A 23,765-nucleotide genomic window follows, 5' to 3' on the forward strand; every position below is an offset into this window, starting at 1 on the left:
GGGCGGCCGAGGGACCGGGACCGGCGCTGGGATCGGTACGGCGCAGCGATGAGACGCCGCAGAGCACACCGTCCCGGTACTCGTGACGACACTTCTGAAGACGCACACGAAGGAGCGCAACGTGACTCAGTGGTTCTACCGCCGCGGCGAACTGGCACGCGAGGGCTGGGAGACCCTCGTCGACGCCCGCACCCCCGGCTGGGCGCACACCGGCCTGCGGGTGGGCGCACTGACTGAGGGCACCGTCCTGGAGCTGCCACCGGCCCAGGTGGAGCGGATCGTGATGCCGCTCTCCGGTCCCGCGCACGTCGAGTACGTCGTGGACGGCGCCACCCGGGAGCAGCGGCTCGGCGGGCGCCCCGGGGTGTTTCACGGCCCGTCCGATGTGCTGTACCTGCCCAGCGGCGCCGCCGCGACGCTGCGCTGGGCCGGCAGCGATGCCCGCATTTCGGTCTCCGAGGCCGTCACCGCCGAACGGCGCCCGGCCCGGTATCTGCCCCATGAGGACATCCCAGTCGAGCTGCGAGGTGCCGGCACCTCCAGCCGGCAGGTGCAGAACTTCGGCACGCCCGCGGCGCTCGATGCGGCGAAGATCATCGCCTGCGAGGTGATCACGCCCGCGGACAACTGGTCGTCCTATCCGGCGCACAAGCATGACGAGCATCTGCCCGGGCACGAGAGCCGGCTTGAGGAGATCTACTACTTCGAAGCCGCCGTGACCCGCGGCGCCGGTTCGCCCGCCGGTGTCGAAGCCGCCCCCGGTGGCGCGGATCCGTTCGGCATGTTCGCGACGTATTCGTCCCCGGCCGGGGAGATCGACATCAACGCCCTGGCCCGTACCGGCGATGTGGCGCTCATTCCCTACGGCTATCACGGGCCGGCGGCTGCCGCCCCCGGCTACGACCTGTATTACCTCAACGTCATGGCCGGTCCGGACGAGGAACGGGTGTGGCTCATCAGCGACGATCCCGCCCACGCCTGGGTGCGTGGCAGCTGGGAACAGCAGAGCGTCGACCCGCGCCTGCCCTACACCGCGACCGGGACAGGCGCCTCGGCGGTCTGACCGCCGGCCGGATCAGCGAATACCAGAACGGAACGTAAGGACGCATCATGAGCACCAGGCGGATGACGGTCGGGCAGGCACTCGTGGAGTTCCTGGCCCGGCAGTACACGGTCGACGGGGACAGGCGGGAGCGCACCATCGCCGGCACCTTCGGCATCTTCGGGCACGGCAACGTCGCCGGTCTCGGCCAGGCCCTGCGGCAGGCCAATGAGCAGGACCCCGAGCTGATGCCCTACTACCAGGCCCGCAACGAGCAGGCGATGGTGCACCAGGCCGTGGGGTACGCCCGCATGCACCGGCGGCTGGGCACCTTCGCTGCCGCGGCCTCCGTCGGCCCGGGTGCGGCGAACATGCTCACCGGCGCCGCGCTGGCGACCTCCAACCGGATGCCGGCGCTGCTGCTGCCTTCGGACACCTTCGCCACCCGCGTGGCCGACCCCGTGCTGCAGCAGCTGGAGCACCCGCACGACACCAGCCTCCAGGTGACCGACGCCTTCCGGCCTCTCTCGCGTTTCTTCGACCGGGTGGACCGGCCCGAGCAGCTGTTCTCCATCGCGCTGGCGGCGCTGCGGGTCCTCACCGATCCGGCCGAGACCGGCGCCGTGACGATCGCGCTGCCGGAGGACGTGCAGGCCGAGCCGGTGGACGTGCCGGAGGAGTTCCTCGCCGAGCGCGAGTGGCACCTGCGCCGCCCGCTGCCCGAGCACGGCCCGCTGGAGCGCGCGGTCCGGGTGATCCGGCAGGCCCGCCGGCCCCTCATCGTCGCCGGCGGCGGGGTGCTGTACTCCCACGCCGAGGATCAGCTGCGGGCCCTGGCCGAGGCGACCGGGATCCCCGTCGGCACCACGCAGGCCGGCGGCGGCGTCCTGGACTGGGACCACCCGCAGAACCTGGGCGGCATCGGCGCCACGGGCTCGTCCGCGGCCAACCGTTATGCCGCGCAGGCGGACGTCATCATCGGCATCGGGACCCGCTACAGCGACTTCACCACCGCCAGCCGCACCGTGTTCCAGCACGAGCGGCCCGCCTTCGTGAACGTCAACGTGGCAGCCTTCGACGCCTATAAGCACGGCAGCCAGCTGCCCGTGATCGCCGATGCCCGCGAGACGCTCACCGCCCTGTCACGCGAGCTGCAGGACTGGCGTCTTCCGGCCGAGGCCGCCGAGGAGGCCGCCGCGCTCAAGCGCGACTGGGATGCCGCCGTGGACGAGGCGTTCGTCCCCAGCGGGGCCGAGCTGCCGGGACAGCCGGAGATCATCGGCGCGGTCAACTCCGCCATCGACGGCCGGGACGTGCTCATCCAGGCGGCCGGCTCGCTACCGGGGGATCTGCAGAAGCTCTGGCGCACCCGGGACCCGCTGGGTTACCACGTGGAGTACGCCTTCTCCTGCATGGGCTACGAGATCGCCGGCGGCCTGGGCGTGCGGCGCGGACTGGACGCCCTGGACGACGACCGCGACGTGGTCGTCATGGTCGGCGACGGCTCCTACCTGATGCTGCACACGGAACTGCTCACCGCGGTGGCCGAAGGCCTGAAGATCATCGTGGTGCTCATCCAGAACCACGGCTACGCCTCCATCGGGCATCTCTCCGAGACGGTCGGCACGGACCGCTTCGGCACCTGGTACCGCACGTACGACAAGCAGGCGAAGAACTTCCAGGGCGATGAGGTCCTGCCGGTCGACCTGGCGGCCAACGCCCGCAGCTACGGGATGGACGTGATCGAGGTCGAGCCCGGTCCCGGCGCCATCGACGATCTCAAGGCCGCCCTCGCCACCGCCAAGGCGAAGGACACCTCCACGTTCATCCACATCAACTCCGATCCCCTCGTCTACGCGCCTGAGGGCGATGGCTGGTGGGATGTTCCGGTCGCCGAGGTCTCCGAGCTGCCCAGCACCCAGCGGGCGCTGGAGGAGTACCGGCAGGAGAAGAAGCGGCAGCGGCCGCTGCTGGGCTGAGGACCGGCGACCCGAGTGGCCACAGCCCGGCTGAGGGCAGGCGACCCAAGCGGCCGCAGCCGGGCTTAACGGTCGACATCGCGCGTACTGAGCTGAAGCAGGACCAGCCGGTTCTGGCGGACTTACGCACCGGCATCGGCGCAAGATCAAGGACGGTGTCCGGAGCGGACGCCGCGGAACGGGCATGACCGCCCGCGAGACTCGAAGGAGAGCACATGACCGCAGCGGAACTGCGCATCGGCGTGATCGGCGCCGGCGCCATGGGTTCGGACCACATCAAGCGGATCACCCGCCGGATCTCCGGCGCCCGCGTGAGCGCCGTGGTGGAACCGGACGAGACGAGGGCTCAGACCGCGGTGCAGAACGCACCGGGCGCGCAGGCGTTCGGCCGCATCGAGGACGCGCTGGAAGCCGGCGCCGTGGACGCCGTGCTGATCGCCACCCCGGGATTCCTGCATGAGGCAGTGCTGCTGCCGGCGCTGGAGGCGAAGCTGCCCATCCTGTGCGAGAAGCCGCTCACCCCGGACCCCGAGTCGTCCTGGCGCGTCCTGGAAGCGGAGCAGGCCTCCGGTGCCCGGCGCATCCAGGTGGGCTTCATGCGCCGGTTCGACCCGGAGTACCGGCAGCTGCGCGAGCTGGTCTCCGCCGGGACGGCCGGCGAGCTCCTCATGGTCCGTGCGGCACACCGGAACGCGAGCGTCCCGGAGCAGTACCAGCAGGACATGCTCATCACGGACTCCGTGGTGCACGAACTCGATGTGCTGCCGTGGCTGGCCGGCGCCGAGCTGCGCTCCCTGGAGGTCAAGCTGCCTCGGCGCAACTCCCTCACCCCGGAGCGGCTGCAGGAGCCGATCCTGGTGCTGATGGAGCTCTCCAACGGCGTGCTGGTCGATCTGGAGATGAACGTGAGCGTCCAGTTCGGCTATCAGGTGACCACCGAGGCGGTCTTCGAGTCTGGCGTGGCGCGGATCGGTGAGAACGCCGGCCTGCAGCTGTGGCAGGCCGGCCGGACCGGCACCGGCGTGGATGCGGACTTCACCACGCGCTTCGCCACAGCCTACGACGAGCAGGTGCAGCGCTGGGTGGATGCCGCCCGCGCGGGCCTGGCCGGGACGGGTTCCTTCGTCGACGGGCCGGACGCCTGGGACGGCTACCGCGTGGCGGTCGCCTGCCAGCAGGGCGTCAAGGCACTGCACGCCCCGGGCACCCGCGTGGAGGTGGAGCTGCCCGAACGCCCGGCGTTCTACCGCTGAGCACCTGGCGCGCTTGGCCGCGTGATTCCGGGGCTGTGCACTAATTCCGCGTCAACTCCCCCGGGAATTAGTGCACAGCCCCGGAAGTAGAGGACGGGGGGCGCTCAGGTCCAGCGGTCCAGGACGCGCTTCTGCACGAGGGCGAAGACGCTGTCGCAGAGCTTGCCCAGCACCGCCAGCAGCACGATCGCGAGGATCATCCGGTCGGTACGGCCGTTGTTCTGCGAGTCGATCAGCAGGAAGCCCAGGCCCATCGACGAGGCCAGCAGTTCGGCCGCTACCAGGAACAGCCAGGACTGCGCCAGGGCGAGCCGCAGGCCGGCCACGACGGAGGGCATCGCCGCCGGGAGCTGAACCGTCAGGAGCAGTTTCACGCCGCCCAGCCCGAAGGCGCGCCCGGCCTCGACCAGCTGCGCGTCCACGTGCCGCAGTGCCGCGGCGACCGTGGTGTAGACGGGGAAGAACGCGCCGATGGCGACCAGGGTGACCTTGGAGTCCTCGCCGATGCCGATCCACAGGGCCAGCAGCGGTACCCAGGCCAGGCCCGTCACGGCCCGGAACGCGCCGATGGTGGGGGCGAAGAGCACGTCGCTGAGGCGGGACAGTCCCACCAGCGCGCCCACGGCGAGGCCCAGGATCGCGCCGATCGCGTAGCCGAGCAGCACCCGCTGGGTGGAGATGCCGATGTGCTGGAAGAACTGGCCACGCTCGATCAGGTCGATGGCGGCGGTGAAGACGTCTTGCGGGGGCGGCAGCTGCACCGGCGTGAACACGCCGGCGGCGGTGCTCCAGAACCACGCGGCCACCAGCGCGGCCGGCACCAGCAACCCCAGCAGGACGACGGGACCGCGCCTGCGTCCGGAACGGCGCGCACGCCCGGAGCCCGGACCTGTGCCGGAGCCCGGACCGGCAGCGCCGGGCGCGCCGCTCGCCACCGTGGCATGACCGTGCGCGGCCGTCCCCGGCGCGGCGCCGCTCCCGGCGTGTGTGACGTCGTCAGGTGCGCCTTCCGGCGCACCTGCGGCTGAATGATGCTGGCTCATCCTCGCGCTCCCTGTGGACTACCGTGGATTCCCCTGCAGCGCCTGCGCCTTACTCGGCGGCCTGCGCGTAACTCGGCTCGAAGAGGGTCTCCAGGGCCTCGTCCAGGGCTTCCTGATCGCGGACGTCACCGGAATCCACCATGAAGGAGCCGATGGTCTCCAGCACCGGGGAGAGCTCCTCGGCGACGGGGACCCCGCTGATGTCGTGGTTGAAGCGGCTGAAGGCGAGTTCGGCGATCTCCGGCTCCAGGCCGGCTTCCTCGGCGTAGATGTCCTGTGCCTCCTCCGGGTTGTCCAGGACCCACTGCCGGGCGCGCTCGTACACGTCGATGACCAGCTGCACGGTCTCCGGGTGCTCGGATTCGAACTGCTCGGTGACGTTGAGGACGATCGGGCTGATCAGTTCGGGATTGGTGTAGATCAGGCGGGCGCCAGCCACCTCGGCCCCGGCGAGGATCGGGTCCAGGCCGGACCAGGCGTCGACGGTGCCGTTGTCCAGGGCGGCGCGGCCATCGGCGTGCTGCAGGTTCTCCAGGGTGACCTCCTCGACCGGCACGTCGAACAGGTCGAGGGTCTGGAGCAGGAAGAAGTACGGGTCGGTGCCGCGGGTGACCGCCACGGAGGCCCCGCGCAGGTCCTCGACGTCCTCGATCTCGGAGTCCTCCGGGACGGCTAGGCCGAAGCCCTCGCTGGCGTGGGTGACGTAGACAGTCTTGATCTGGGTGCCGTTGGCGCGCGCCTGCAGCGCGGGGCCGCCGCCGGTGGTGCCGAAGTCCACCGCCTGCGCGCGCAGGGACTCGTTCGCCCGGTTCGATCCGGCGGAGAAGACCCAGTTGACGTCGACGCCGTCCTCGCCGAGCTCCTCCTCCAGCCAGCCGTGCTCCTTGATCACGAGGCTGAGGACCGAGTAGGTGGCGTAGTCGACGTTGAGCTCGGTGAGCTCGCCTCCGCTGCCGGCGATGCTGCTGCCCTCGCCGGCGCAGGCGCTCAGCGTCAGGCTCGCGGCGGCGAGTCCGGCGATGAGGGAGCTGGTCTTCACGGCAGCGCGGGGGCGCATGGTCTGGGACATCGGATGGCCTTTCGTGGAGCGTGGGTGCGGATCAGGCTTCGGAGCGCAGCTGGACGCCCAGGGCGGCCAGGAGCTGCTGGCGCAACCGGGTGAATTCCGGGTCGGAGTGGCTGCGGGGACGTTGCTGGCTCGGCGAGACGGTCTGCAGGACGGTGGCGCCCGGCCGGCCCTCCTCTTTGCCGAGTACGACGATGGTGTCAGCCAGGACCAGGGCTTCGTCGACGTCGTGGGTGACGAAGATGACGGTGGTGGGTTCGGCGGCGTGGACGTCCAGCAGCAGATCGTGCATGCGCAGCCGGGTGAGGGCGTCGAGCGCGCCGAAGGGTTCGTCGAGCAGCAGCACGCTCGGGGTCCGGGCGAGCGCCCGGGCGAGGGAGGTCCGCTGGGCCATGCCGCCGGAGATCTCCTTGGGCTTGTGCCCGGCGAATTCGGTCAGTCCCACCAACTCGAGCAGTTCGCCGATGCGGGTGCGGCCCCGGGCGCGGTCCTCGTCCCGGGGCAGGCCCAGGGCGACGTTGTCGGCGACCGTGCGCCACGGCAGCAGCCGGGCTTCCTGGAAGGCGAAGGCACACCGCGGGTCGTACTGGGCCACCGCCCGGCCGTCGATGTTCACCGCGCCGTCCGTGGGGGTGTCCAGGCCGCCGATGAGCCGCAGCAGGGTCGATTTGCCGGAGCCGGAGGCGCCGATGATCGCCACGATCCGGCGGGCGGGGATCTGGAGGGTGACGTCGCGCAGCACGGTGTGGGCGCTGAACGATTTGCCCACGGCACGCAGCGCGACGGCGTCCTGCGTCGCGGAGTGCGCGCTGCTCGTGCCGGCCTGGCCGGTGTGCTCAGTCATGCTCGCCCATAGGTGTCGTCGGTCGTCGGTGGTGGCTGGCGTTCGCGTCGTGCCGTGCCGTGCCGTGACGGAGCGTGACGTCGTATACCGCGCCGCCGGTCGCGCCCGGCGTTCCGGCACACGCAGTTTCCCCGCACCGCGCGGGCCACGTGGCCCGTCGGCACGCGGCGGAGCGGGCTTCCGCCCGGCCGATGACCGACGCTACCGAGAGGCCGCGCCCGCGGTGGGGGGTGGACGACACATTTCGTCAATCAAGGCGGGGCGTTCCCCCGCAGAGGCGGGGCGCGCCGTGGGTCAGGCGGGCCGCGCCGTGGGTCAGGCGCGCGCGGCGGTCTCGACGTCGCGCTGCTCGGCCTTCAGCTGGGCCGCGAGGACGGCGGGCCGGGCCACCGCGATCGACAGGACCGCGCCTACGCCGCACAGGCCGGCCGCCATCATCCACGCCGCGTCGTAGCTGCCGGTGGCGTCGCGAAGCAGGCCGGCACCGCCGGCGGCGATGGCCGCGCCGATCTGGTGGGAGGCGAAGACCCAGCCGAAGACGACGGGGGCGCGTTGCCCGAACCGCTGAGCGCACAGCGCGATCGTCGGCGGAACCGTGGCGACCCAGTCCAGGCCGTAGAAGACGATGAACGCCCACATCGGCGGGTGGACCTCCGGACCCAGGAGCGCCGGCAGCAGCAGGAGCGAGCCACCGCGCAGGGCGTAGTACGCCAGCAGGAGGAAACGCGGGTCGATCCGGTCGGTCAGCCAGCCGGAGAACACGGTGCCGAGGATGTCGAAGATGCCGATCAGGGCGAGCAGTCCCGCAGCGGTCGTGGCGGGCATCCCGTGATCGTGCGCCGCGGGGACGAAGTGGGTGCCGATGAGCCCGTTCGTGCTGGCGCCGCAGATCGCGAAGGAACCCGCCAGCAGCCAGAACGTGCGGGTCCTGGCCGCGTCCCGCAGTCCGGTCATCGTCGTGGCGAACGCCGAGCGGGGGCTGGGGGCGGGCGTGATCTGCGGATCGCCGGGCACGGCGCCGTAGGGCACGAGGCCCACATCGGCGGGCCGGTCGCGGAGCATCAGCAGGACGAGCGGCACCGCGAGGAGCGCCGCCCCCGCGATGACGAACGAGGGCGTCCGCCAGCCGTGGTCCTGCGCGAGCGCGGCGATGAGCGGGAGGAACACCAGCTGACCGGCGGCGCTGCCGGCGGTCAGGATCCCGGAGACCAGTCCGCGGCGGGCCACGAACCAGCGCCCGGCGATGAGGGACACGAACGGCATCGACATCGCGCCGGTAGCCGCGCCGATCACGAGGCCCCACAGGATCCAGAGCTGCCAGGCCTGCTGCACCAGCACCGTCAGGCCGCTGCCCAGGGCGACGGCGGCGAGCGCGACGACTGTGACCCGGCGGACGCCGAACCGTTCCATGAGACCGGCGGCGAACGGCGAGAACAGGCCGAAGAGCAGCAGGTTCACCGAGACCGCGCCGCCGATGGTGCCGTGCGACCAGCCGAACTCCTCGTGCAGGGGGTTCATCAGCACGCCGGGCGCCGAGCGCATACCGGCGGCGGCCACGAGGGTGAGGAAGGCGGCGATGACGACACTGATGTACCAGGGAGAGAGTCTTTTCACGAGCTTCACCTTCTCCCGTGGGCGCCCACGCCTGCCAGTGGCAGAAAAGCCAAGGTATGAAACAATTCGGCCATGCCGTCATCATCGTCCGCGCAGCGCCCCGCAGACCGCGAGCGCCCTGAGCGCCGCGAACACCTGGAGCGCTTCGAACACCTGGAGCGCCGTGCGCGCCCGGCACGCGCCCAGCGGCCGGGACGCGCTCAGCAGTCAGAGCACGCGGGGCGGCCTGGGAGCGTCCATCGCCGCCAGCGCCGGCCGCACCGGGTGGTCGTCCTGCTCCTGCCGCCGGTGATCGGCTTCGACGCGACGATCCCCTCGCTCATCTTCGGCAGCGCGACCGATGCCGCCGGGCAGCCGCTGTACGAGGTGCGCATGTGCACCACCGCGGAGGGGCCGGTCTCCACCTCCCGGGGATACGGTCTGCTCGCCGATGCGCCCCTGGAGGCGCTGGCCGAGGCCGACACCGTGGTCGTGCCCGGCACCCGGCTGCCCGCCGCCCGCGAGCGCGGTGAGCTCGATGACGCCGCCCGGCGGGCGTTCGCGCTCATCCCGGACACGGCCCGGGTGGTCTCGGTGTGCACGGGGGCGTTCGTCCTGGCCGCGGCCGGGATGCTGGACGGCAGACGCGCCACCACGCACTGGCAGTACGCCGCGGAACTCCAGCGCCTGCATCCGGCCATCCGGGTGGACGCGAACGCGCTGTTCGTCGACGAGGGCCGGGTGCTCACCTCGGCGGGGCTGACGGCCGGCATCGACCTGTGCCTGCACATGGTGCGGCAGGACGCCGGCTGGGAAGTGGCCAACCGGGTGGCCCGGTACTGCGTGGCCCCGTCCTGGCGGGACGGCAGCCAGGCGCAGTACATCGAGCTGCCGCAGCCGGCGTCGAACGGCGGCACCCTGGCGGCCAGCCGGCAATGGGCGCTGGGCCGCCTCAGCACCCGCGTGACGGTGCCGGAGTGGGCGGCTGCGGCGCATATGAGCGTGCGGACCTTCAACCGGAGGTTCCAGGCGGAGACGGGCCTCTCCCCCGCCGCGTGGCTGTCCCGGCAGCGGGTGCGGCGGGCACAGGAACTCCTCGAGACGACGGACCTGCCGGTGGACGCCATCGCCGTCCGGACCGGCTTCGGCACGGGCGCCGCCCTGCGCAAGCAGTTCCGCGCCGTCGCCGGGACCACGCCGTCCGATCACCGCCGCCGCTTCGGCAGCGCGCACGACCGTACGGCGTGAACCCGGCAGCGATCAGCAGCCGCTCGGTCGGCTCTGGAAAGCGATCAGCGGCAACATGCCAGGTCGCCGCGCGGGGCTGACACCGCCGGGCTGGCACCGGTCAGAGGCTCGTCTCAGCGCGCGCCGGGCATCAGCGTGAACCGGAACCCGGCATTGTCCTCCACTGCCTGCCGCGAGTAGACCAGCGGGAACGTCTCTCCCCGCAGCCACGGACCGAATTGGTCGGCGTAGTGGCGTGAGCGCGGATCGCCGGATTGCCCCGGGGCGTTCATCGTCAGGCTCCTGTCCCAGTCCCCGACGTCCAGGGCCATCCGGAACGAGGATCCGATGGTCTGCCGGAAAGTACCGTCGTATCCGGCCAGACCGACGGTGTCACCGGTCCCTCCGCGCGGGACCGGGCCCAGCCGTGCCCACTCCGCGGGAATCCCGGTGCGCCCGGTGAACGCGGGATGTTCGAGGGCCGTGTGGTGCACAGCACCCCACGACCACGACGCGGTATCCTCCCCCAGAAGCCCCCGGATCTCCTCCAGCGCCGCCGGCAGCGTGTGCTCGACGACGTTCCGCAAGGCCTGCGGATCGTACTGTCCAAGCAGGGCGGCCATGCGCAGATCCCCTCTGAGGTCTCCGCCGAAGGACTCGTCCTTCAGGAGGTATCTCTTGGCCTCCTCGATCGCCTGCGGGCTCAGGCCTTGGATCCCGAGGACGGTCTCCACGAGCCGGGGCCGGAGGTGCCTGCGGGCCCAGACCTCGAAGACGAGCGCTTCACGGGAAGCCGCCTGGGTCCGTCCGTCCCAGGCGCGCAGCCGGCGGAACTCCTCGTGCCTGGGAGTGGCGCCCTCGACGTCGAGGACGCGCAGCAGTTCGACGGCGTGAACGCTCAGGTCGTCCCATTGCATCGCCGCGGACTCCTCGACCGAGATGCCGCCCGAGCCACCGAGCCATTCGCGAAGTCGCGTGGCACGGGCATAGGAGTACCAGTCGTAGGTGACGGTCTGCTCCGTGTTGTCGTGCCCGGCTGGAAGGTTCATCTCATTCGCGGAGGCGAACCAGCCCTGGTCCGGACGGCGCAGCGAGGGGAAGTCGGCAAGATCCCACCACCCGTCCCACTCGTAACGGCCGTCGCCCGGGACCGGGACGCTGCCGTCCCATCCTTTCCGCCGGGGGATGCGGGCGGCCGGCTGCCAGCCGAAGTCCCCATCGGGCGTGGCGTAGATCTGGTTGACCCCCGGCGCTCCCCAATGCCGCAACGCCGCCAGGAAGTCGTCGGCGTTGCGGGCGTTCATATAGCCCAGGCTGGCGAGATAGGGGACCATGCCCGGTTCCAGCCACGCGGCTTTCAGCGCCACCGCGACGCCGCGTCCGGTGTCCTCGTAGATCACCGGCCCGTGCCGGGTGAAGCGGAGCGTCACCGCCGCCGTCTTGCCGCCCGCGATCCCGATCTCCTCGGTGTGCTCCTCGAACGGAGTCCATTCACCCCGGTAGCGGTACTGACCGCCGTCGCCGGGCCGCGTCTCGTAGACGAACAGATCCTCCTGGTCGGCCGGCCAGATGGTGAGGCCGAAGGCGATGGCGTCGTTGTGCCCGATCGAGATGCCGGGCAGGCCCGGCTCGCCGGCGCCGACGACGTCGAAGGCGGGAGTGCTCAGATGCGCGAGGTACCGGAGCGAGGGCAGGGTGACGGCGCGATGCGGATCGTTGGCCAGCACGGGCCGGCCAGTCGAGGTCCTCTCGCCGGAGACCACCCAGTTGTTGCTGCCGCTCAGCGTTTCACCGGCGCGTCCGGGTTCGGGCTCCCCGGCGAAGGCGACGGGAGAGAAGGCGAGCCGGTAGACGCGCAGAACCTCCTCGGAGAAGACCTGCAGATCGGTTCCCTCCGGCACCTGCAGGGGGTCCGCCGGTTCGCGTGCCTGCCTGATCGCCTCGGCTTCGGTCCCGAACTCGCGCAAGGTGATGCTGCGGGCCAGCTCCTGCTCCGCGTTGTAGAAGAGACCGTGGGTCCGGAATCGCACGTAGTCCTCCGCGGACCACAGCCGCGGCCGGTATCCGTGCAGATGGAACTCCGGCGGCAACCGGCCAGGTTCCTCGCACGCCCAGGAGATGTAGGCGTTGACCCCGGTGGCGAACGCCTCGACCGCCTCGCGGGTCCCGGCGGCGTACGAGGCCCATTCGGCCTCGATACCGCCGCGGTAGCGGAACAGCCGGTTGGCGCGGTCCTGCTCCAGGTAGGCCTCTCCCAGCACTTCGGCCAGCCGTCCGTTCCCGCGGCGCAGCCACAGGTCGATCTGGAACAGGCGATCGCGGGCGGCGTTGAATCCCTGAGCCAGGAAACCGTCGCGCGCCGAGGAAGCATAGATGTGCGGTACGCCCCAGCGGTCGACGATCACCTCGACGGGCTCGTCCAGGTCCGGCACGGGGAACTCCGCGTCCTGGGCGCTCTCGGCGGGCAGAGCGGGATCGATGTGTCCGGCAGGGCCGATGGTCCCGGCAGGACCACGGGTGGGGCCGGCATCTCCCGCCGGGTCTCCGGCGGGGCCGGTATCGGGGTGGTCAACGGCGCCTGCGGGGTCGTCGGGGGTGAAGTCCGAGGTCATCCGGTCCTCCTCGTGCGCATGATCGCGTCCACCGCGACCGCGGCGACGACGATGCAGCCCTTGGCGATCATCTGCCAGTGCTGCGAGACGTTCAGGCTGTAGAACACGTTGGTCAGGGTCGCCAGGATCAGCAGTCCGACGACCGAGCGCCACATGGCGCCCTCGCCGCCCCGCAGGGAGGTGCCTCCGACCACGACGATGGCGATGGCGTCCAGTGCCAGCATGCCGCCGACGTCCGCCTGGCCGACACCCAGACGCGAGGCGTCGATCATGCCGGCGAGCGCGGCCAGCACGCCGGTGAGGGCGTATACGCTCCCGTGCAGTCCGCGCACCCGCAGACCGCTGAGCCAGGCGGCCTCGTAGTTCCCGCCGATCGCGTAGACGTTGCGGCCGAAGGTCGTTTTGGCCAGCAGGAAGGCGCCGATGATGAACGACACGATGAGGATGATGATGGGCAGGGGGACACCGGCGATCCGCGTGAGCGCGAGATCCTGGAAGGCCGGGTTCCCGTTGACGATGAAGGGCGAGGAGCCGGAGTAGATGTAGGCGATGCCTCCGATGATGGAGGAGGTGCCCAGGGTCGCGACGAACGGGTTGATGCCCAGCCGGGCGATGATGGCGCCGTTGAAGCAGCCCACGAGCAGTCCCGCCAGCAGCGCGCCGAGGCCCGCCGTGAGCACGGAGCCCGTCTGCAGGGTGAGCCCGGCGAACAGCGTGGCACCGAGCGCGTAGGTGGCACCGACCGAGAGGTCGAACCCGCCGCTGATGATCACGAAGGTCATGCCGATCGCGATCAGCCCGACGGCAGCGTTCTGAGTGAGGATGTTGCTGATATTGGCCGGGCTGAGAAAGCCCGGGTAGAGCACCGTCGCGATGCAGATCAGGACCACGAGCGCGCCCAGGATGCTGAACGTGGACACGTAGTGGCGCAAGCCCCGGGCGCCGCCGCGGCCGCCGGGCTTCCCCGGCGGCGCGTCGGACGCACCGGTGACGGGCTGAGCGTTGGGGATCGTATCTTCTTTCATGCTGCTTCCGTTTCTCCGAAACCGAATCGGACGATCTCCTCGACCGAGTACGCCGTCGAGGCGGTGTCCAGTTCTTTGACGACTTCTCCGTGCGCGAAGACGAGCAGGCGATCGCACACGGCCAGGACCTCTTCGAGCTCGGACGAGGTGACCACCACGGCCGCGCCCTCCTCCGCGAGGCGGACGAGCGAGGCGAGCACCTCGGCCTTCGCGCCGACGTCGATCCCCCGGGTCGGCTCGTCCACGAGGAGCACGCGGGGCCGGCGGCCGGCCCACTTGGCCAGCAGGACCTTCTGCTGATTCCCGCCGGAGAGATGACGGACCGGTTCAGCCAGCCTGCCGGGGTCGAAGCCGAAGAACCTGGCGACCTCGGCGGTGCGTGAACGCTCCTTGACCGGCGAGATCATGCCCTGTCCGGGGGTCCGGCGGCCGAGCCAGTAGTTCGAGGGCGCATCCATGCCCATCACGAGAGCGGCACGGCGGCTCTCGGGGACCATCGCGATTCCCTCGGCGATGGCGGCGCGGGCCGAAGACGGCCAGGGCCGCTTCTCACCGTGCAGGACGAGTTCGCCGGAGCTGGCCGGCTCCAAGCCTGACAGGGACCGGAAGAACGTGGTCCTGCCGGAGCCGACGAGACCCCACAGCCCGACGATCTCCCGTTCCCGCACCCGCATGTCGATGCCCTTCAGCACGCCGGGAAGGACGAGGTTCCGCACGGAGAGCGCCTCACCGCCCAGAGCGTGACGGGTCTCGCGCCGGGCGATGACCACGTCCTGGCCCACCATGTGCCGCACCAGGGCGGGCTTGTCCCACTCGGACCGGGACGCGGAGCGAACCACATCGCCGTCGCGCATGACGGTGATGTGATCACTGAGGCTGAGCACCTCGTTCAGGTTGTGACTGACGATCACGATGGTCGTCCCCTGAGCCCGGAGGCGGTTGATGATCCGGTAGAGCACCTCGCGTTCCTGCTCCGCCAGCGCAGCGCTGGGCTCGTCGAGCATGAGGATCCGGCCCTTGGCCTGCACCGCGCGCATGATCTCGATGATCTGCTGCTGCGACACCGACAGGTCGCGCGCCCGGGCGTCCGGGTCGACGAAGACGTCGAACTCCTCGCACAGCTGGAGGTACCGTGCCCGCATGGCTTTCTCCGACAGGACGGAGGCCCGTGCCATCAGCTGACCGAGGAACACGTTCTCCACCGCCGTGAGCGCCGGGACCATCGTGAGTTCCTGGTACACCACGGCGATGCCGTGGCGCCGGGTCTGCCGCGGATCGGAGGCATCGAGTTCCTCACCGAACGCCGTGATGGTGCCGGTGTCGTTCTTCACCCGCCCGGCGATCATTCCCAGCAGCGTCGACTTGCCCGCTCCGTTCTCCCCGACGAGGGCGTGCACCGTGCCGGAACGAATGGTCACGCTGGCGTCGCGGACGGCGTACTTGCCGGAGAACCTCTTTGATATGCCCTTGCATTCGATGGCGACCGGTTTCGCTGGCGCTACCGCGTTCATGATCACTCCTGGAGGCTCAGCCGCCGCACCGGGCCCGCGGTCGTGCGCGGGCCCGGTGCGGCGGGCGATCAGTATTCGGCGTCGTAGTCGTCGACGTTCTCGGGGTAGACGAACGGGCTCCCGTTCGGCAGCGAGTCGAGTTCGGCGAGGTTGACGAACACCGGCGTCTCAGTGCCTTCCACCAGGTCGACGAGGCCCTGCAGCGCGTAACGCGTCTCCTGCCTCGGGAGCATGATGATCGTCGAAGCCAGTTCTCCGTCGGAGACCCGGTCGAGAGCCCATTCGTCGCCCCCGAAGTCGAACACGTCCACATCGCTGCCCGAGGTCGCCTGCACCACCCCGCGGGTCATGCCGGAGAAGTTCGACATGATCACGTCGAGGTCCGGATTGGCCTGCATGATGGTCTGCGCGGCTTCGAAGGCCTGGGGCGTCGTGTAGTCCGTGGTCTGCTGCGCGACGACCTCGTATCCCTCCTCCGCGTCGAAAGCCTCGGCGGCCTGGAAGAAGCAGATCGTGTTGGCGTTCAGGTCGGGACCGGAGATGAGCGCGATCTTGGCGCCGTCCGGGTAGGCCTCCTTCACCTGCTCGACCCAGTCCTGGTAGACGTCGAGCGTCTGCCCGCCGACGTAGTTGACGGTACCCGGCTGCCAGGTCTCCTCGCCGAGGTTGGTGGCCCGCCCGCAGATGGGCAGGTTGAAGACCGCCACCATGACGCCGGCCTCGGGCGCATCCTGGGTGAGCAGGTTGCAGACGAGGTTGCCGTCGTTCGGCTCGACCGCGAAGGCGTTGTAGCGACCGCTGGTCAGCGCGGTCTGCATCTGGTCGAACTGGACCTGCGCGTCGAACTCGCCGTCGAACACGTCGAGCTCGAAGCCGTTCTCCTCGGCGAAGACGTTCGCCTCGTCGATGGCCGCCTGCAAGTACTGATTGCTGCTGCCGGCCGAGAAATAGGCCACGCGCAGATCCTCGACCGCGTCGACGGACGGCTCGGGCTGGCCTTCGGCGCTCTGGGCGCCGCTGCCCGATTCGGCCTCGGCGGCCTGCTGGCTGGGGCTGGTGCAGGCGGTCAGCGTCAGGAGCAGCGCGGCCGCGCAGGCGCCCCAGGCGAATCGCCGGGTGGGTGAGTCATTCATCGTCATTCACTCCAGGTGTCATAGATGTCGCTGATGGGCGCGAACCATGTGCCGGGGAAGGACGCCATGTAGTCGATGAGCCGCTCCAGGCCCATGATCATGTGGGCGCGGCCGATGGTCTGCGGGTGCACGGTGATGCACAGGACCCCGCCGGGCACGTTCTTGTACGCGTAGTCGAAGTGGTCCTGGAAGCGCTTGAACATCGCCTCGCTGGAGCCCAGGCCCGGGTTGGCACCGGGGATGTACTCCTGATCGGGGAAGTCGTCCAGGTACCACGAGACCGGGAACTCGAGCACGCTGCTCGGCTCGCCGAAACTGCTGCCGTCTTCCCAGCCGACCGTCACGGGGCGCGGACGATACGGTTCGAAGTCCCTGCCCATCAGGGACGAGTCCCATTCGAAACCGAACTCCTCCAGGAGGCCGAGGGTCGTCTCGGTGAAGTCCCACGCCGGGGAGCGGTATCCCCGTGGCTTCTTGCCGACGTGCTTCTCGTGCAACCGGAGGGTCTGTTCCATGAGCCGGCGTTCCTCGTCGGCGTCGAGCTTGGGCACCGGTTCGTGCCAGCATCCGTGGGCGGCGATCTCGTGGCCGCGCTCGACGATGGACCCGAAGCGCTCGGGGAAGGTCAGCATGGTGTGCGCCGGGGTGCACCAGGTCGTGGTGATGGAATAGCGCTCGAAGAGGTCGAGGAGGCGCGGCACTCCTACTTCAGCGCCGAACTCTCCGCGGGACAGGTAGCTGGGGCTGCTCAGGCCGAAGGTGCCCATCCAGACACTGTGCGCATCGAAGTCGGCTCCGATGCTCACGGCGAGGGTCTTCCCGGCAGGGAGGTTGAGCGGCATGTCGCGTTCTCCTAATCGTGTGGTGCGTGCATGAGACGGGAGAGTCAGACGGCGAGGAAGCCGCCGTCGATGACCAGTTCGGTTCCGGTGACGAAGCGGGCGTCGTCACCGGCCAGGTAGACGCAGCCGGCGGCGATGTCCTCCGGTTCGCCGCCGTGGCCGGCCGGGGTCGCGCCGATGACCCGCTCGTTGGCGTCCGCGGGTTGCCGGTCGGTCAGCGGTGTACGGATCCAGCCGGGAACCACGGCGTTCACCCGGATCCCCTCGCGGGCGTAGGTGACGGCGGCGTTGCGGGACATCGATCCCACCGCGCCCTTGGCCGCGTTGTACGCCGCGACGCCGACGCCGCCCACGACCCCCCAGGCGGAGGAGAGATTGATGATGGAGCCGGCGCGCCGTTCCCGCATGGCCGGGAGGACGGCGCGCATGCCCAGGTAGACCCCGGTCTGATCCACGTCCAGCACGCGCTGCCACTGCGCGGTGGTGAGCTCGTGGATGGGCTCGTATCCGATGACGCCGGCGGCGTTGACGAGGACGTCGACGCGGCCGTAACGGCGCATCACCTCCTCTGCGAGCGAGGCCCAGGCCTCCTCATCGGCGACGTCGAGGCGGCGGGTTTCGATCTTCTGATCGCCCGGCCGGTCCTGGTCCGCGATGTCCGCGGCGATCACCCACGCGCCCTCCGCGGCGAACGCTTTGGCGACGGCTCTGCCGATGCCCATGGTCGCGCCGGTGACGATCGTGACTTTGCCTTCGAGTCTTCTCATGTCTCTCCTTCCGGTCACGACCGCTCAGGCAGCCAGGTATCCGCCGTCGACGGGCAGGTCCACGCCGGTGATGAACGCCGACTCGTCCGAGGCCAGGAAGACGGCGGCGCCGGCGACGTCGGACGGCGTCCCGGGCCGGCCCAGCGGGGTGGCGTCCAGGAATCTGTCGTTGACGTCGGCGCTCTGGCCGGCGGTCATCGGCGTCTGGATCCAGCCGGGCAGGATGGCGTTGGCGCGGATGCCCTGGCGCGCATAGGTGATGGCGGCATTCTTGGTCATGGTCCGCACGGCGCCCTTGGCGGCGTGGTAGGCGGCGATGCCCGGGACCGCGGCGGCACCGCAGATGGACGAGATGTTGATGATGGCGCCGCCACCGCCGGCTTCCATGGCGGGAATCGCGGCGCGCATGCCGAAGAAGACGCCGGTCTGGTTGACCGATACGACCCGGCGCCATTCCTCCAGCCTGGATTCGTGCACGGACTCCGGCGAGGTGATGCCCGCGTTGTTCACCAGCACATCGAGCCGCCCGGTCCGTTCCAGGACCTTCGCGACCACCTGCGCCCAGGCGTCCTCATCGGTGACGTCGAGGGCTTCCGTGGCCGCGAGCGCGGGCGCCGAGAATCCCAGCACATCGCATCCGATCACCGTGGCGCCCTCGGCGGCCATCGCGGTGGCGATGCCGGCACCGATGCCCCGCGAGGCCCCTGTGACGATCGCGACCTTGCCGGTCAGCCGTGTCATTGGATCAGCTCCTTCCCGTCCCGGCGAGTGCCGGATTGGGTTCAGAGTATGATCGGCGTCACATGCCCCGGATCGTAAGAATTACGTATCTCCGACAGGGCCGCCGCGGCGGCTCGCCCGCAGGCCGGTGCGGGGCGCCCGCATGGACGGGCGCACCCGGACGCGGCACGGCGCACCAGCTGGCTCGCCCGCACGACGGTTCCGCATCCTCGCCGCGAGCGGATCCGGATCCTTCGGCAGTCTCAGCAACCCGCCCGGACCGCGCACACGGCTAAGCCGCCCGTCCTCGCGTTCGTGAGCGCGTCAGCCACGACTGCGGCACGAAATCGCCGTCGGTGTACGGGTGCGGGCTCAGGATCCGCTGCTGGCCGCGCTGAATCTGGAAGATGAGGTGGGCAAGGGAGAGCGAGGGATCGGACCCCGTGCCGGCGTAGGTCTGCGCGGTCTGGCTGGTGTCCCCGAAGTAGTAGGCGCCGTTGACGCCGCGGTACACGATCCGGCGGAGTTCCTTCGTCACGGCGTCCCTGTCCCGCGGGTTCTCCGCCAGGCGCCATGCCTGCGCGATCAGCTGCACGCGGTCATAGGCGATCCCGGCGTGCGAACGTCCCGGCAGACGGCCGAACGTGTTCGCGTACTGGGTGGCGAAGGCACGCGCCAGCGGATCGGAGTAGGTTCCTGTGACGGTGGCCCAGACGAGGCCCTCGGCCCGGTCGCCCATGCGCTCGTAGAACTTCGGCACACTCGGGGCGTAGAGGGAGTACACCAGGGTGTCGCTCGGTTCGGCGAGGAAGGCGTCAAGGAATCCGACCGTGCCGTCCACCAGGTAATGGCCGATCATCACCGCCCCGGGCTCGAGCGAGCGGATCCGCTCGGCCATGGCCGACCAGGCGAGCTTCGAGTCGCCCGCCGGCCGCATGACCTCGAGCTGCCAGCCGAGGCGATCGGCGAGAGCGGCGGCCTCGGCGAGACCGAGATCGGTGAGATCCCATCCGCTCTGGATGATGACCAGCCGGCGCGAGGAGGGAGCCCACTGCCCGCTCACGCGCAGCTCCTCCATGAACTGCACGAACCGGGGGCCGTAGTGGGAGTCGCTCGGGCACACCTGGAAGATCCGCCCGTACCGGCCCGGGTCCTGGCTGACCCGCCGCTCCATCGCCGCCAGGGTGGCCGCGTGCAGGTAGATGCCGCCGGCGTCGGCGATCACCTCGTGCGCCAGGTCCTGGTGGGCCAGATAACCCGAGGTGATGGCATCGGCCTCCTGGTCCGCCATCTGCGTGAAAGCGGCCCGCACGCTGTCCACGTCGAAGATGTCGACATCGGCGACGGCCAGCTCGACCCGGCGGCCGTCGATGCCGCCGCGGGCGTTGATCTCGTCGATCGCCAGCTGGCTGGCGTTGACCATCTCCTCGCCGTCCTCGGCGGCGTGACCGCTCAGGGGCAGCGCGGCACCGATCAGGAGCGGCCGCTTGACCGGCCGTGGCCGTGAGGCCGTCCCGGCCTGGCGTCGAGTGAGCGCCCGCCCGAGCGCCAGGACGGAGAAGTCGCCCATCTCGCCGGGGAACGGCAGCTTGACCAGGCCCCCGTCCAGCGCCGCGGCCGCCGCTGCGGTCCGGCTGGCGGCGCCGAGCTTCTGCATGATGTGCTCGACGTGCGTCGTGACGGTACGGGTGCTCAGCGAGAGCCGCTCGGCGATGGCGGCGTTCGAGAGCCCGACGGCGACGAGCGTGATGATGTCCAGTTCGCGCATCGTCAGATCGAACGGGAGTTCCTCGCACGGCACCGCGGTCACCACCGCGGAAGGAGCGAGGTTCCCGCCACGCTGGTGCCCGGCAATGCTGAACAGCCTGGGCACGCGCGCCCCGGCAGGCGCCCAGACGAAGGCCGCGTGCTCGATCCTCGCGGCGATCATGTCGCGGACGATCCTGAGCAGTTCCTCGTCGAGCTGTCCGGCGTCCCCTGCCTCGATGGCGACCATGCGCCCTTCGGCGTCTATCTCGGCGCAGAAGCCGTCCTCCGCGCCGAACACTCCGCTATTCACGGCAGTCTCCCTTCCCGGTCTTGCCCGTGATCGACTCAGCCGTGGATTGATAAGAGAGTACGAGAGGCTTATGTGAGACGCCTCACATACGAACGGTTTGTTACCTGCTCTTTACGCGCGGGCCCCTTCGCGCCCCGCAGCGCGGCCCTCGCGTTCCCGGACGCGGCCCCGTGCTCGGCAGCGTGGCGGCCTTCGCCCCCCGGGCCGGCGGCCGGCCCGCCCCATGCCGGAAACCTTCGCAGCACGCTCGCATCGGAAGCGGCGCAGGGCCGGATGTTCATGAGCGCACTCGGAGCCAGCACCAGGCCGGTGTCGACGACGCCAGACGGGCCTCAACACCCTCGCGGCGGTACGCGGATGCGGCCGGGGCGGTGCGGGCGCCGGGGCAACCGGCACGGATGCGGCTCCGGCTCACCGGCTCATGACGAAAGCCGGCTGGCCCCCGGGGGTCGCCGCACCAGACTTCAGCCGTCCGCGTAGAAGCGCAGGAGGGTTCCGGGGCGGGCCTGTGCCAGAAGAGGCAGTGCCCGGCCGCGCACCACAGCGATGACCGGATAACCGCCCGTGACCGGACGGTCGTTCAGGAACAGCACGGGCAGCCCGGAGGGAGGCACCTGCAGGGCACCGGTCACGGTGCCCTCGCTGGGCAGCTCCCCGGCGATGGCCCGCTCCAGCGGCGTCTCGCCCTCCAGCCGCATCCCCACCCGGTCCGATTCCGGCGTGATCCGCCAGGGCTGCTCCAGCAGGCGGGTGCGGGAGTCCGCTGTGAACCAGTCCTCACGCGGGCCCATCACGACCGGCACGTCGAGCGTCTCGCCGGGCATCGTCGGCCAGAGCTGCGGGTGACCGGCAGCGGTCATGGGCGGCGGACCGGTCTGAAGTTCGTCTCCGGCGGCCAGCGGTGCCGGTCCCAGGCCGGAGAGGGTGTCGGTGGCGGCACTGCCGAGCACGCGGGGCGCGGCGATCCCGCCGCGGAGGGCCAGGTAGCTGCGCATCCCCGTGGCCGGGACGCCGATGTCCAGCGCGTCTCCGTCGTGGAGCGCGAAGGCGCGCATATCGCTGATGTGCTCGGTCTCGCCGTCTGCCCGGGTGATCGTGATCGGCGTTGGTGCACCGGTCAGGGCGGCGGCCAGGATACCGGCGGCGGTGGCGCGGAAACCGCCCAGCGTCAGTTCCAGTGCGGGGGCGTGCGGGTCGTTGCCGACGAGGCGGTTCGCCTCCCGCAGCGAAGGTGCGTCGAGCGCTCCGGAAGGGGGAACGCCGATGTCCGCGTGTCCCGGGCGCCCGGCGTCCTGGATGAGCGGACGCAGGCCGGGCACCTCGATGCGCAGTGCGCCGGCGCCCCGCGGGGTTCCGGGTCCGGCGGGAATCTCGCGGTCTGCAGGATCGGAGGCGGGCGGGGCGGACGCATCGGTGGCCACGAACCGGACGGTGTCGCCTGGCTGCAGCAGCGCGGGGAGGTCTCGCGTCTCGTCCCACAGCGGGACGTCGGTGCGTCCCAGAAGCTGCCAGCCGCCGGGGCTCTCACGCGGATAGATGCCGCTGAACGTGCCCGCCAGGCCGACGGCACCGGCCGGGATTCGGGTCCGGGGCGTCTGCCGGCGGGGCACGTCCAGGCTGGGGTGGCCGCCGGTCAGATACGCGAAGCCGGGGGCGAAACCGGCGAAGGCGACCGTGTACCGGCTGCCGGTGTGGCGTGCGATCACCTCGTCCGGCGTGATCCCCAGCAGCTCGGCCACCTCGCCGAGGTCCTCGCCGTCGTAGCGGACCGGGATCTCGTGGTGCCGCGCGTCTGTCTCGTCCGGCGTCACCGGCTCCAGGCGTTCCAGTTCCCGTCTGAGGCGATCCGAGCCGGACCGGCCCGAGACGGTACCCACCAGGAGCGTGCGCGCGGCGGGGACCACTTCGGTGATGTCGTCCAGCCCGGGCCGGCCCTCGGCACGGGCACGTCGTAGCGCCTCGGCGAGACCGAGCACCTCGTCCAGGTCCGCGCAGTCGAGCAGCAGAGCCGCATCGCCGGCCGGCCGCACCCGCCCGGTACCGGCTGCCTGCCCGCCGCCGGCCTCGGTGCGAGCGGTGTCTGTCATCGTGCTTCCTCCTGCGCCGTCATCGCCGCATGTCGTGCCAGTCCGTTCCGGTCTCGCTCCGGGGTGAACGGCGCGATCCGCGCCCCGGCCTCCCGGAGTCCCGCCGCGACGCGCGCGGCCATCGCGACCGCTCCGGGGGTGTCGCCGTGGACGCACACGGAGTCCGCGCTCAGCCGCAGCCATGAGCCGTCCGCGGCTCTGATCCGCCCGTGTTCCACCAATTCGACGATGCGTGCGGCCACGGCGTGCGGATCGTGCAGCACCGCGCCGGGTTCGCTGCGGGGCACGAGCGTGCCCTCAGGGGTGTAGCCGCGGTCGGCGAACGCCTCGGTGGCCGTCGGCAGCCCGGCGGCGTCGGCGGCTCGCAACGCCTCGGAGCCGGGCAGGCCGAGCAGGACGAGGGAGTCGTCGATCTCCCGGATCGCGGTGGCCACGTCCCGGGCCTGACGGGCGTCGTGGACGATGGTGTTGTAGAGCGCGCCGTGGGGTTTGACGTAGCGCACCCGGCCGTCGGCCGCCGCGGCCATCGCCTGGAGCGCGCCGATCTGGTAGACGAGCTGCGGGATGAGCACGGCGCTTGGCACGTCCATGGGACGGCGGCCAAAACCCTCCCGGTCCTGGTAGGAGATATGGGCGCCGATGGCCACCCCCCGGCTGACGGCCTCGGCCACGGTGGCGCGCATGGTGACCGGGTCGCCGGCATGGAAGCCGCAGGCGATGTTGGCGCTGGAGACGATCTCGAGCATGGCGGCGTCCCCGGTGCCCGGACTGTGATGCTGCGTCGCGGGGCCAGGCTGGCGCGCCGGATCGGTGGCAGCCAGCGCCGTCCCGGCGTCCAGGGCGCCTTCGCCCAGGTCCGAGTTCAGATCGATGCTGCTGGTCATGCTCAAACTCCTCGCCTGCCGGTGCGGCAGCCCGGCGCCTGTGCCACCGCTGGCGGCGAACGTGCACTGCGGGCTGCG

General features: G+C 70.8%; 18 protein-coding genes. 4 read left to right on the top strand and 14 right to left on the bottom strand.

Going from position 1 to position 23,765, the window contains the following annotated elements; genetic code table 11:
- The first annotated feature begins 121 nt into the window (after positions 1 to 121).
- The 3 genes from iolB to IEW13_RS12705 all read left to right on the top strand — a co-directional run bounded on the left by iolB (position 122) and on the right by IEW13_RS12705 (position 4,274).
- The gene (gene iolB, locus IEW13_RS12695) at positions 122 to 1,063 is read left to right on the top strand and encodes a 5-deoxy-glucuronate isomerase (protein WP_188551299.1); all 942 of its coding nucleotides are present in this window, start codon (positions 122 to 124) and stop codon (positions 1,061 to 1,063) included.
- 47 nt (positions 1,064 to 1,110) lie between these two features.
- Positions 1,111 to 3,021, top strand: coding sequence for a 3D-(3,5/4)-trihydroxycyclohexane-1,2-dione acylhydrolase (decyclizing) (gene iolD / locus IEW13_RS12700; RefSeq protein ID WP_229745152.1), 1,911 nt, complete (start codon positions 1,111 to 1,113; stop codon positions 3,019 to 3,021).
- A gap of 215 nt (positions 3,022 to 3,236) precedes the next feature.
- Positions 3,237 to 4,274 carry a Gfo/Idh/MocA family protein gene (locus tag IEW13_RS12705; RefSeq protein WP_188551300.1) on the top strand — a complete coding sequence of 346 codons (1,038 nt, stop codon included), beginning with the start codon at positions 3,237 to 3,239 and terminating at the stop codon, positions 4,272 to 4,274.
- Positions 4,275 to 4,378: 104 nt separating this feature from the next.
- Here the strand turns inward: IEW13_RS12705 and IEW13_RS12710 are convergent, their stop codons facing one another.
- The 4 genes from IEW13_RS12710 to IEW13_RS12725 form a co-directional block, all read right to left on the bottom strand.
- Positions 4,379 to 5,317, bottom strand: coding sequence for an ABC transporter permease (locus IEW13_RS12710; RefSeq protein ID WP_188551301.1), 939 nt, complete (start codon positions 5,315 to 5,317; stop codon positions 4,379 to 4,381).
- Positions 5,318 to 5,366: 49 nt separating this feature from the next.
- Positions 5,367 to 6,386, bottom strand: a complete 1,020-nt coding sequence (locus IEW13_RS12715) for an aliphatic sulfonate ABC transporter substrate-binding protein (RefSeq protein WP_188551302.1) — start codon at positions 6,384 to 6,386, stop codon at positions 5,367 to 5,369.
- A 31-nt stretch (positions 6,387 to 6,417) separates the two neighbouring features.
- Complete coding sequence (locus IEW13_RS12720) at positions 6,418 to 7,227, bottom strand: ABC transporter ATP-binding protein (RefSeq protein WP_188551303.1); 810 nt, start codon at positions 7,225 to 7,227, stop codon at positions 6,418 to 6,420.
- Between the two features lie 315 nt (positions 7,228 to 7,542).
- Positions 7,543 to 8,841 carry an MFS transporter gene (locus IEW13_RS12725; protein WP_308420826.1) on the bottom strand — a complete coding sequence of 433 codons (1,299 nt, stop codon included), beginning with the start codon at positions 8,839 to 8,841 and terminating at the stop codon, positions 7,543 to 7,545.
- A gap of 72 nt (positions 8,842 to 8,913) precedes the next feature.
- On the opposite strand from IEW13_RS12725, the gene IEW13_RS12730 reads away from it, so the two are divergent.
- A complete protein-coding gene (locus IEW13_RS12730; RefSeq protein ID WP_229745154.1) occupies positions 8,914 to 10,068 on the top strand; it encodes a GlxA family transcriptional regulator in 1,155 nt (384 codons plus the stop codon).
- Between the two features lie 113 nt (positions 10,069 to 10,181).
- Here the strand turns inward: IEW13_RS12730 and IEW13_RS12735 are convergent, their stop codons facing one another.
- The 10 genes from IEW13_RS12735 to IEW13_RS12780 form a co-directional block, all read right to left on the bottom strand.
- Complete coding sequence (locus IEW13_RS12735) at positions 10,182 to 12,659, bottom strand: penicillin acylase family protein (protein WP_188551304.1); 2,478 nt, start codon at positions 12,657 to 12,659, stop codon at positions 10,182 to 10,184.
- Complete coding sequence (locus IEW13_RS12740; protein ID WP_188551305.1) at positions 12,656 to 13,684, bottom strand: ABC transporter permease; 1,029 nt, start codon at positions 13,682 to 13,684, stop codon at positions 12,656 to 12,658. The genes IEW13_RS12735 and IEW13_RS12740 overlap by 4 nt, the downstream gene beginning before the upstream one ends.
- A complete protein-coding gene (locus IEW13_RS12745; protein WP_188551306.1) occupies positions 13,681 to 15,195 on the bottom strand; it encodes a sugar ABC transporter ATP-binding protein in 1,515 nt (504 codons plus the stop codon). The genes IEW13_RS12740 and IEW13_RS12745 overlap by 4 nt, the downstream gene beginning before the upstream one ends.
- A 68-nt stretch (positions 15,196 to 15,263) precedes the next feature.
- Positions 15,264 to 16,328, bottom strand: coding sequence for a sugar ABC transporter substrate-binding protein (locus tag IEW13_RS12750; protein ID WP_188551307.1), 1,065 nt, complete (start codon positions 16,326 to 16,328; stop codon positions 15,264 to 15,266).
- Between the two features lie 2 nt (positions 16,329 to 16,330).
- Positions 16,331 to 17,170, bottom strand: a complete 840-nt coding sequence (locus IEW13_RS12755; protein ID WP_188551308.1) for a polysaccharide deacetylase family protein — start codon at positions 17,168 to 17,170, stop codon at positions 16,331 to 16,333.
- Positions 17,171 to 17,214: 44 nt separating this feature from the next.
- A complete protein-coding gene (locus tag IEW13_RS12760; RefSeq protein ID WP_188551309.1) occupies positions 17,215 to 17,937 on the bottom strand; it encodes an SDR family NAD(P)-dependent oxidoreductase in 723 nt (240 codons plus the stop codon).
- Between the two features lie 24 nt (positions 17,938 to 17,961).
- On the bottom strand, positions 17,962 to 18,678 hold the full coding sequence (locus IEW13_RS12765) for an SDR family NAD(P)-dependent oxidoreductase (protein WP_188551310.1): 717 nt from the start codon (positions 18,676 to 18,678) through the stop codon (positions 17,962 to 17,964).
- Between the two features lie 271 nt (positions 18,679 to 18,949).
- Complete coding sequence (locus IEW13_RS12770; protein ID WP_188551311.1) at positions 18,950 to 20,716, bottom strand: ABC transporter substrate-binding protein; 1,767 nt, start codon at positions 20,714 to 20,716, stop codon at positions 18,950 to 18,952.
- A gap of 464 nt (positions 20,717 to 21,180) precedes the next feature.
- Positions 21,181 to 22,803 (bottom strand): 5-oxoprolinase subunit PxpB, encoded by a 1,623-nt coding sequence (gene pxpB, locus IEW13_RS12775; RefSeq protein WP_188551312.1) that lies wholly within the window; start codon positions 22,801 to 22,803, stop codon positions 21,181 to 21,183.
- Positions 22,800 to 23,687, bottom strand: coding sequence for a LamB/YcsF family protein (locus IEW13_RS12780; protein ID WP_188551313.1), 888 nt, complete (start codon positions 23,685 to 23,687; stop codon positions 22,800 to 22,802). Before IEW13_RS12780 ends, pxpB begins: the two co-directional genes overlap by 4 nt.
- Between the last annotated feature and the right edge of the window lie 78 nt (positions 23,688 to 23,765).

The organism is Sediminivirga luteola (genome assembly GCF_014639315.1).
In the GTDB taxonomy this organism is placed as follows: Bacteria; Actinomycetota; Actinomycetes; order Actinomycetales; family Brevibacteriaceae; genus Sediminivirga; species Sediminivirga luteola.

Bases quoted from the DNA above. Each gene is read 5' to 3' on its own strand.
- IEW13_RS12720 (WP_188551303.1), bottom strand. From the start codon at position 7,227: ATGACTGAGCACACCGGCCAGGCCGGCACGAGCAGCGCGCACTCCGCG.
- IEW13_RS12765 (WP_188551310.1), bottom strand. From the start codon at position 18,678: ATGACACGGCTGACCGGCAAGGTCGCGATCGTCACAGGGGCCTCGCGG.
- IEW13_RS12710 (WP_188551301.1), bottom strand. From the start codon at position 5,317: ATGAGCCAGCATCATTCAGCCGCAGGTGCGCCGGAAGGCGCACCTGAC.
- IEW13_RS12760 (WP_188551309.1), bottom strand. From the start codon at position 17,937: ATGAGAAGACTCGAAGGCAAAGTCACGATCGTCACCGGCGCGACCATG.
- IEW13_RS12755 (WP_188551308.1), bottom strand. From the start codon at position 17,170: ATGCCGCTCAACCTCCCTGCCGGGAAGACCCTCGCCGTGAGCATCGGA.
- IEW13_RS12740 (WP_188551305.1), bottom strand. From the start codon at position 13,684: ATGAAAGAAGATACGATCCCCAACGCTCAGCCCGTCACCGGTGCGTCC.
- iolD (WP_229745152.1), top strand. From the start codon at position 1,111: ATGAGCACCAGGCGGATGACGGTCGGGCAGGCACTCGTGGAGTTCCTG.
- IEW13_RS12745 (WP_188551306.1), bottom strand. From the start codon at position 15,195: ATGAACGCGGTAGCGCCAGCGAAACCGGTCGCCATCGAATGCAAGGGC.
- pxpB (WP_188551312.1), bottom strand. From the start codon at position 22,803: ATGACAGACACCGCTCGCACCGAGGCCGGCGGCGGGCAGGCAGCCGGT.
- IEW13_RS12780 (WP_188551313.1), bottom strand. From the start codon at position 23,687: ATGACCAGCAGCATCGATCTGAACTCGGACCTGGGCGAAGGCGCCCTG.
- IEW13_RS12730 (WP_229745154.1), top strand. From the start codon at position 8,914: ATGCCGTCATCATCGTCCGCGCAGCGCCCCGCAGACCGCGAGCGCCCT.
- IEW13_RS12715 (WP_188551302.1), bottom strand. From the start codon at position 6,386: ATGTCCCAGACCATGCGCCCCCGCGCTGCCGTGAAGACCAGCTCCCTC.
- IEW13_RS12735 (WP_188551304.1), bottom strand. From the start codon at position 12,659: ATGACCTCGGACTTCACCCCCGACGACCCCGCAGGCGCCGTTGACCAC.
- IEW13_RS12750 (WP_188551307.1), bottom strand. From the start codon at position 16,328: ATGAATGACTCACCCACCCGGCGATTCGCCTGGGGCGCCTGCGCGGCC.
- IEW13_RS12705 (WP_188551300.1), top strand. From the start codon at position 3,237: ATGACCGCAGCGGAACTGCGCATCGGCGTGATCGGCGCCGGCGCCATG.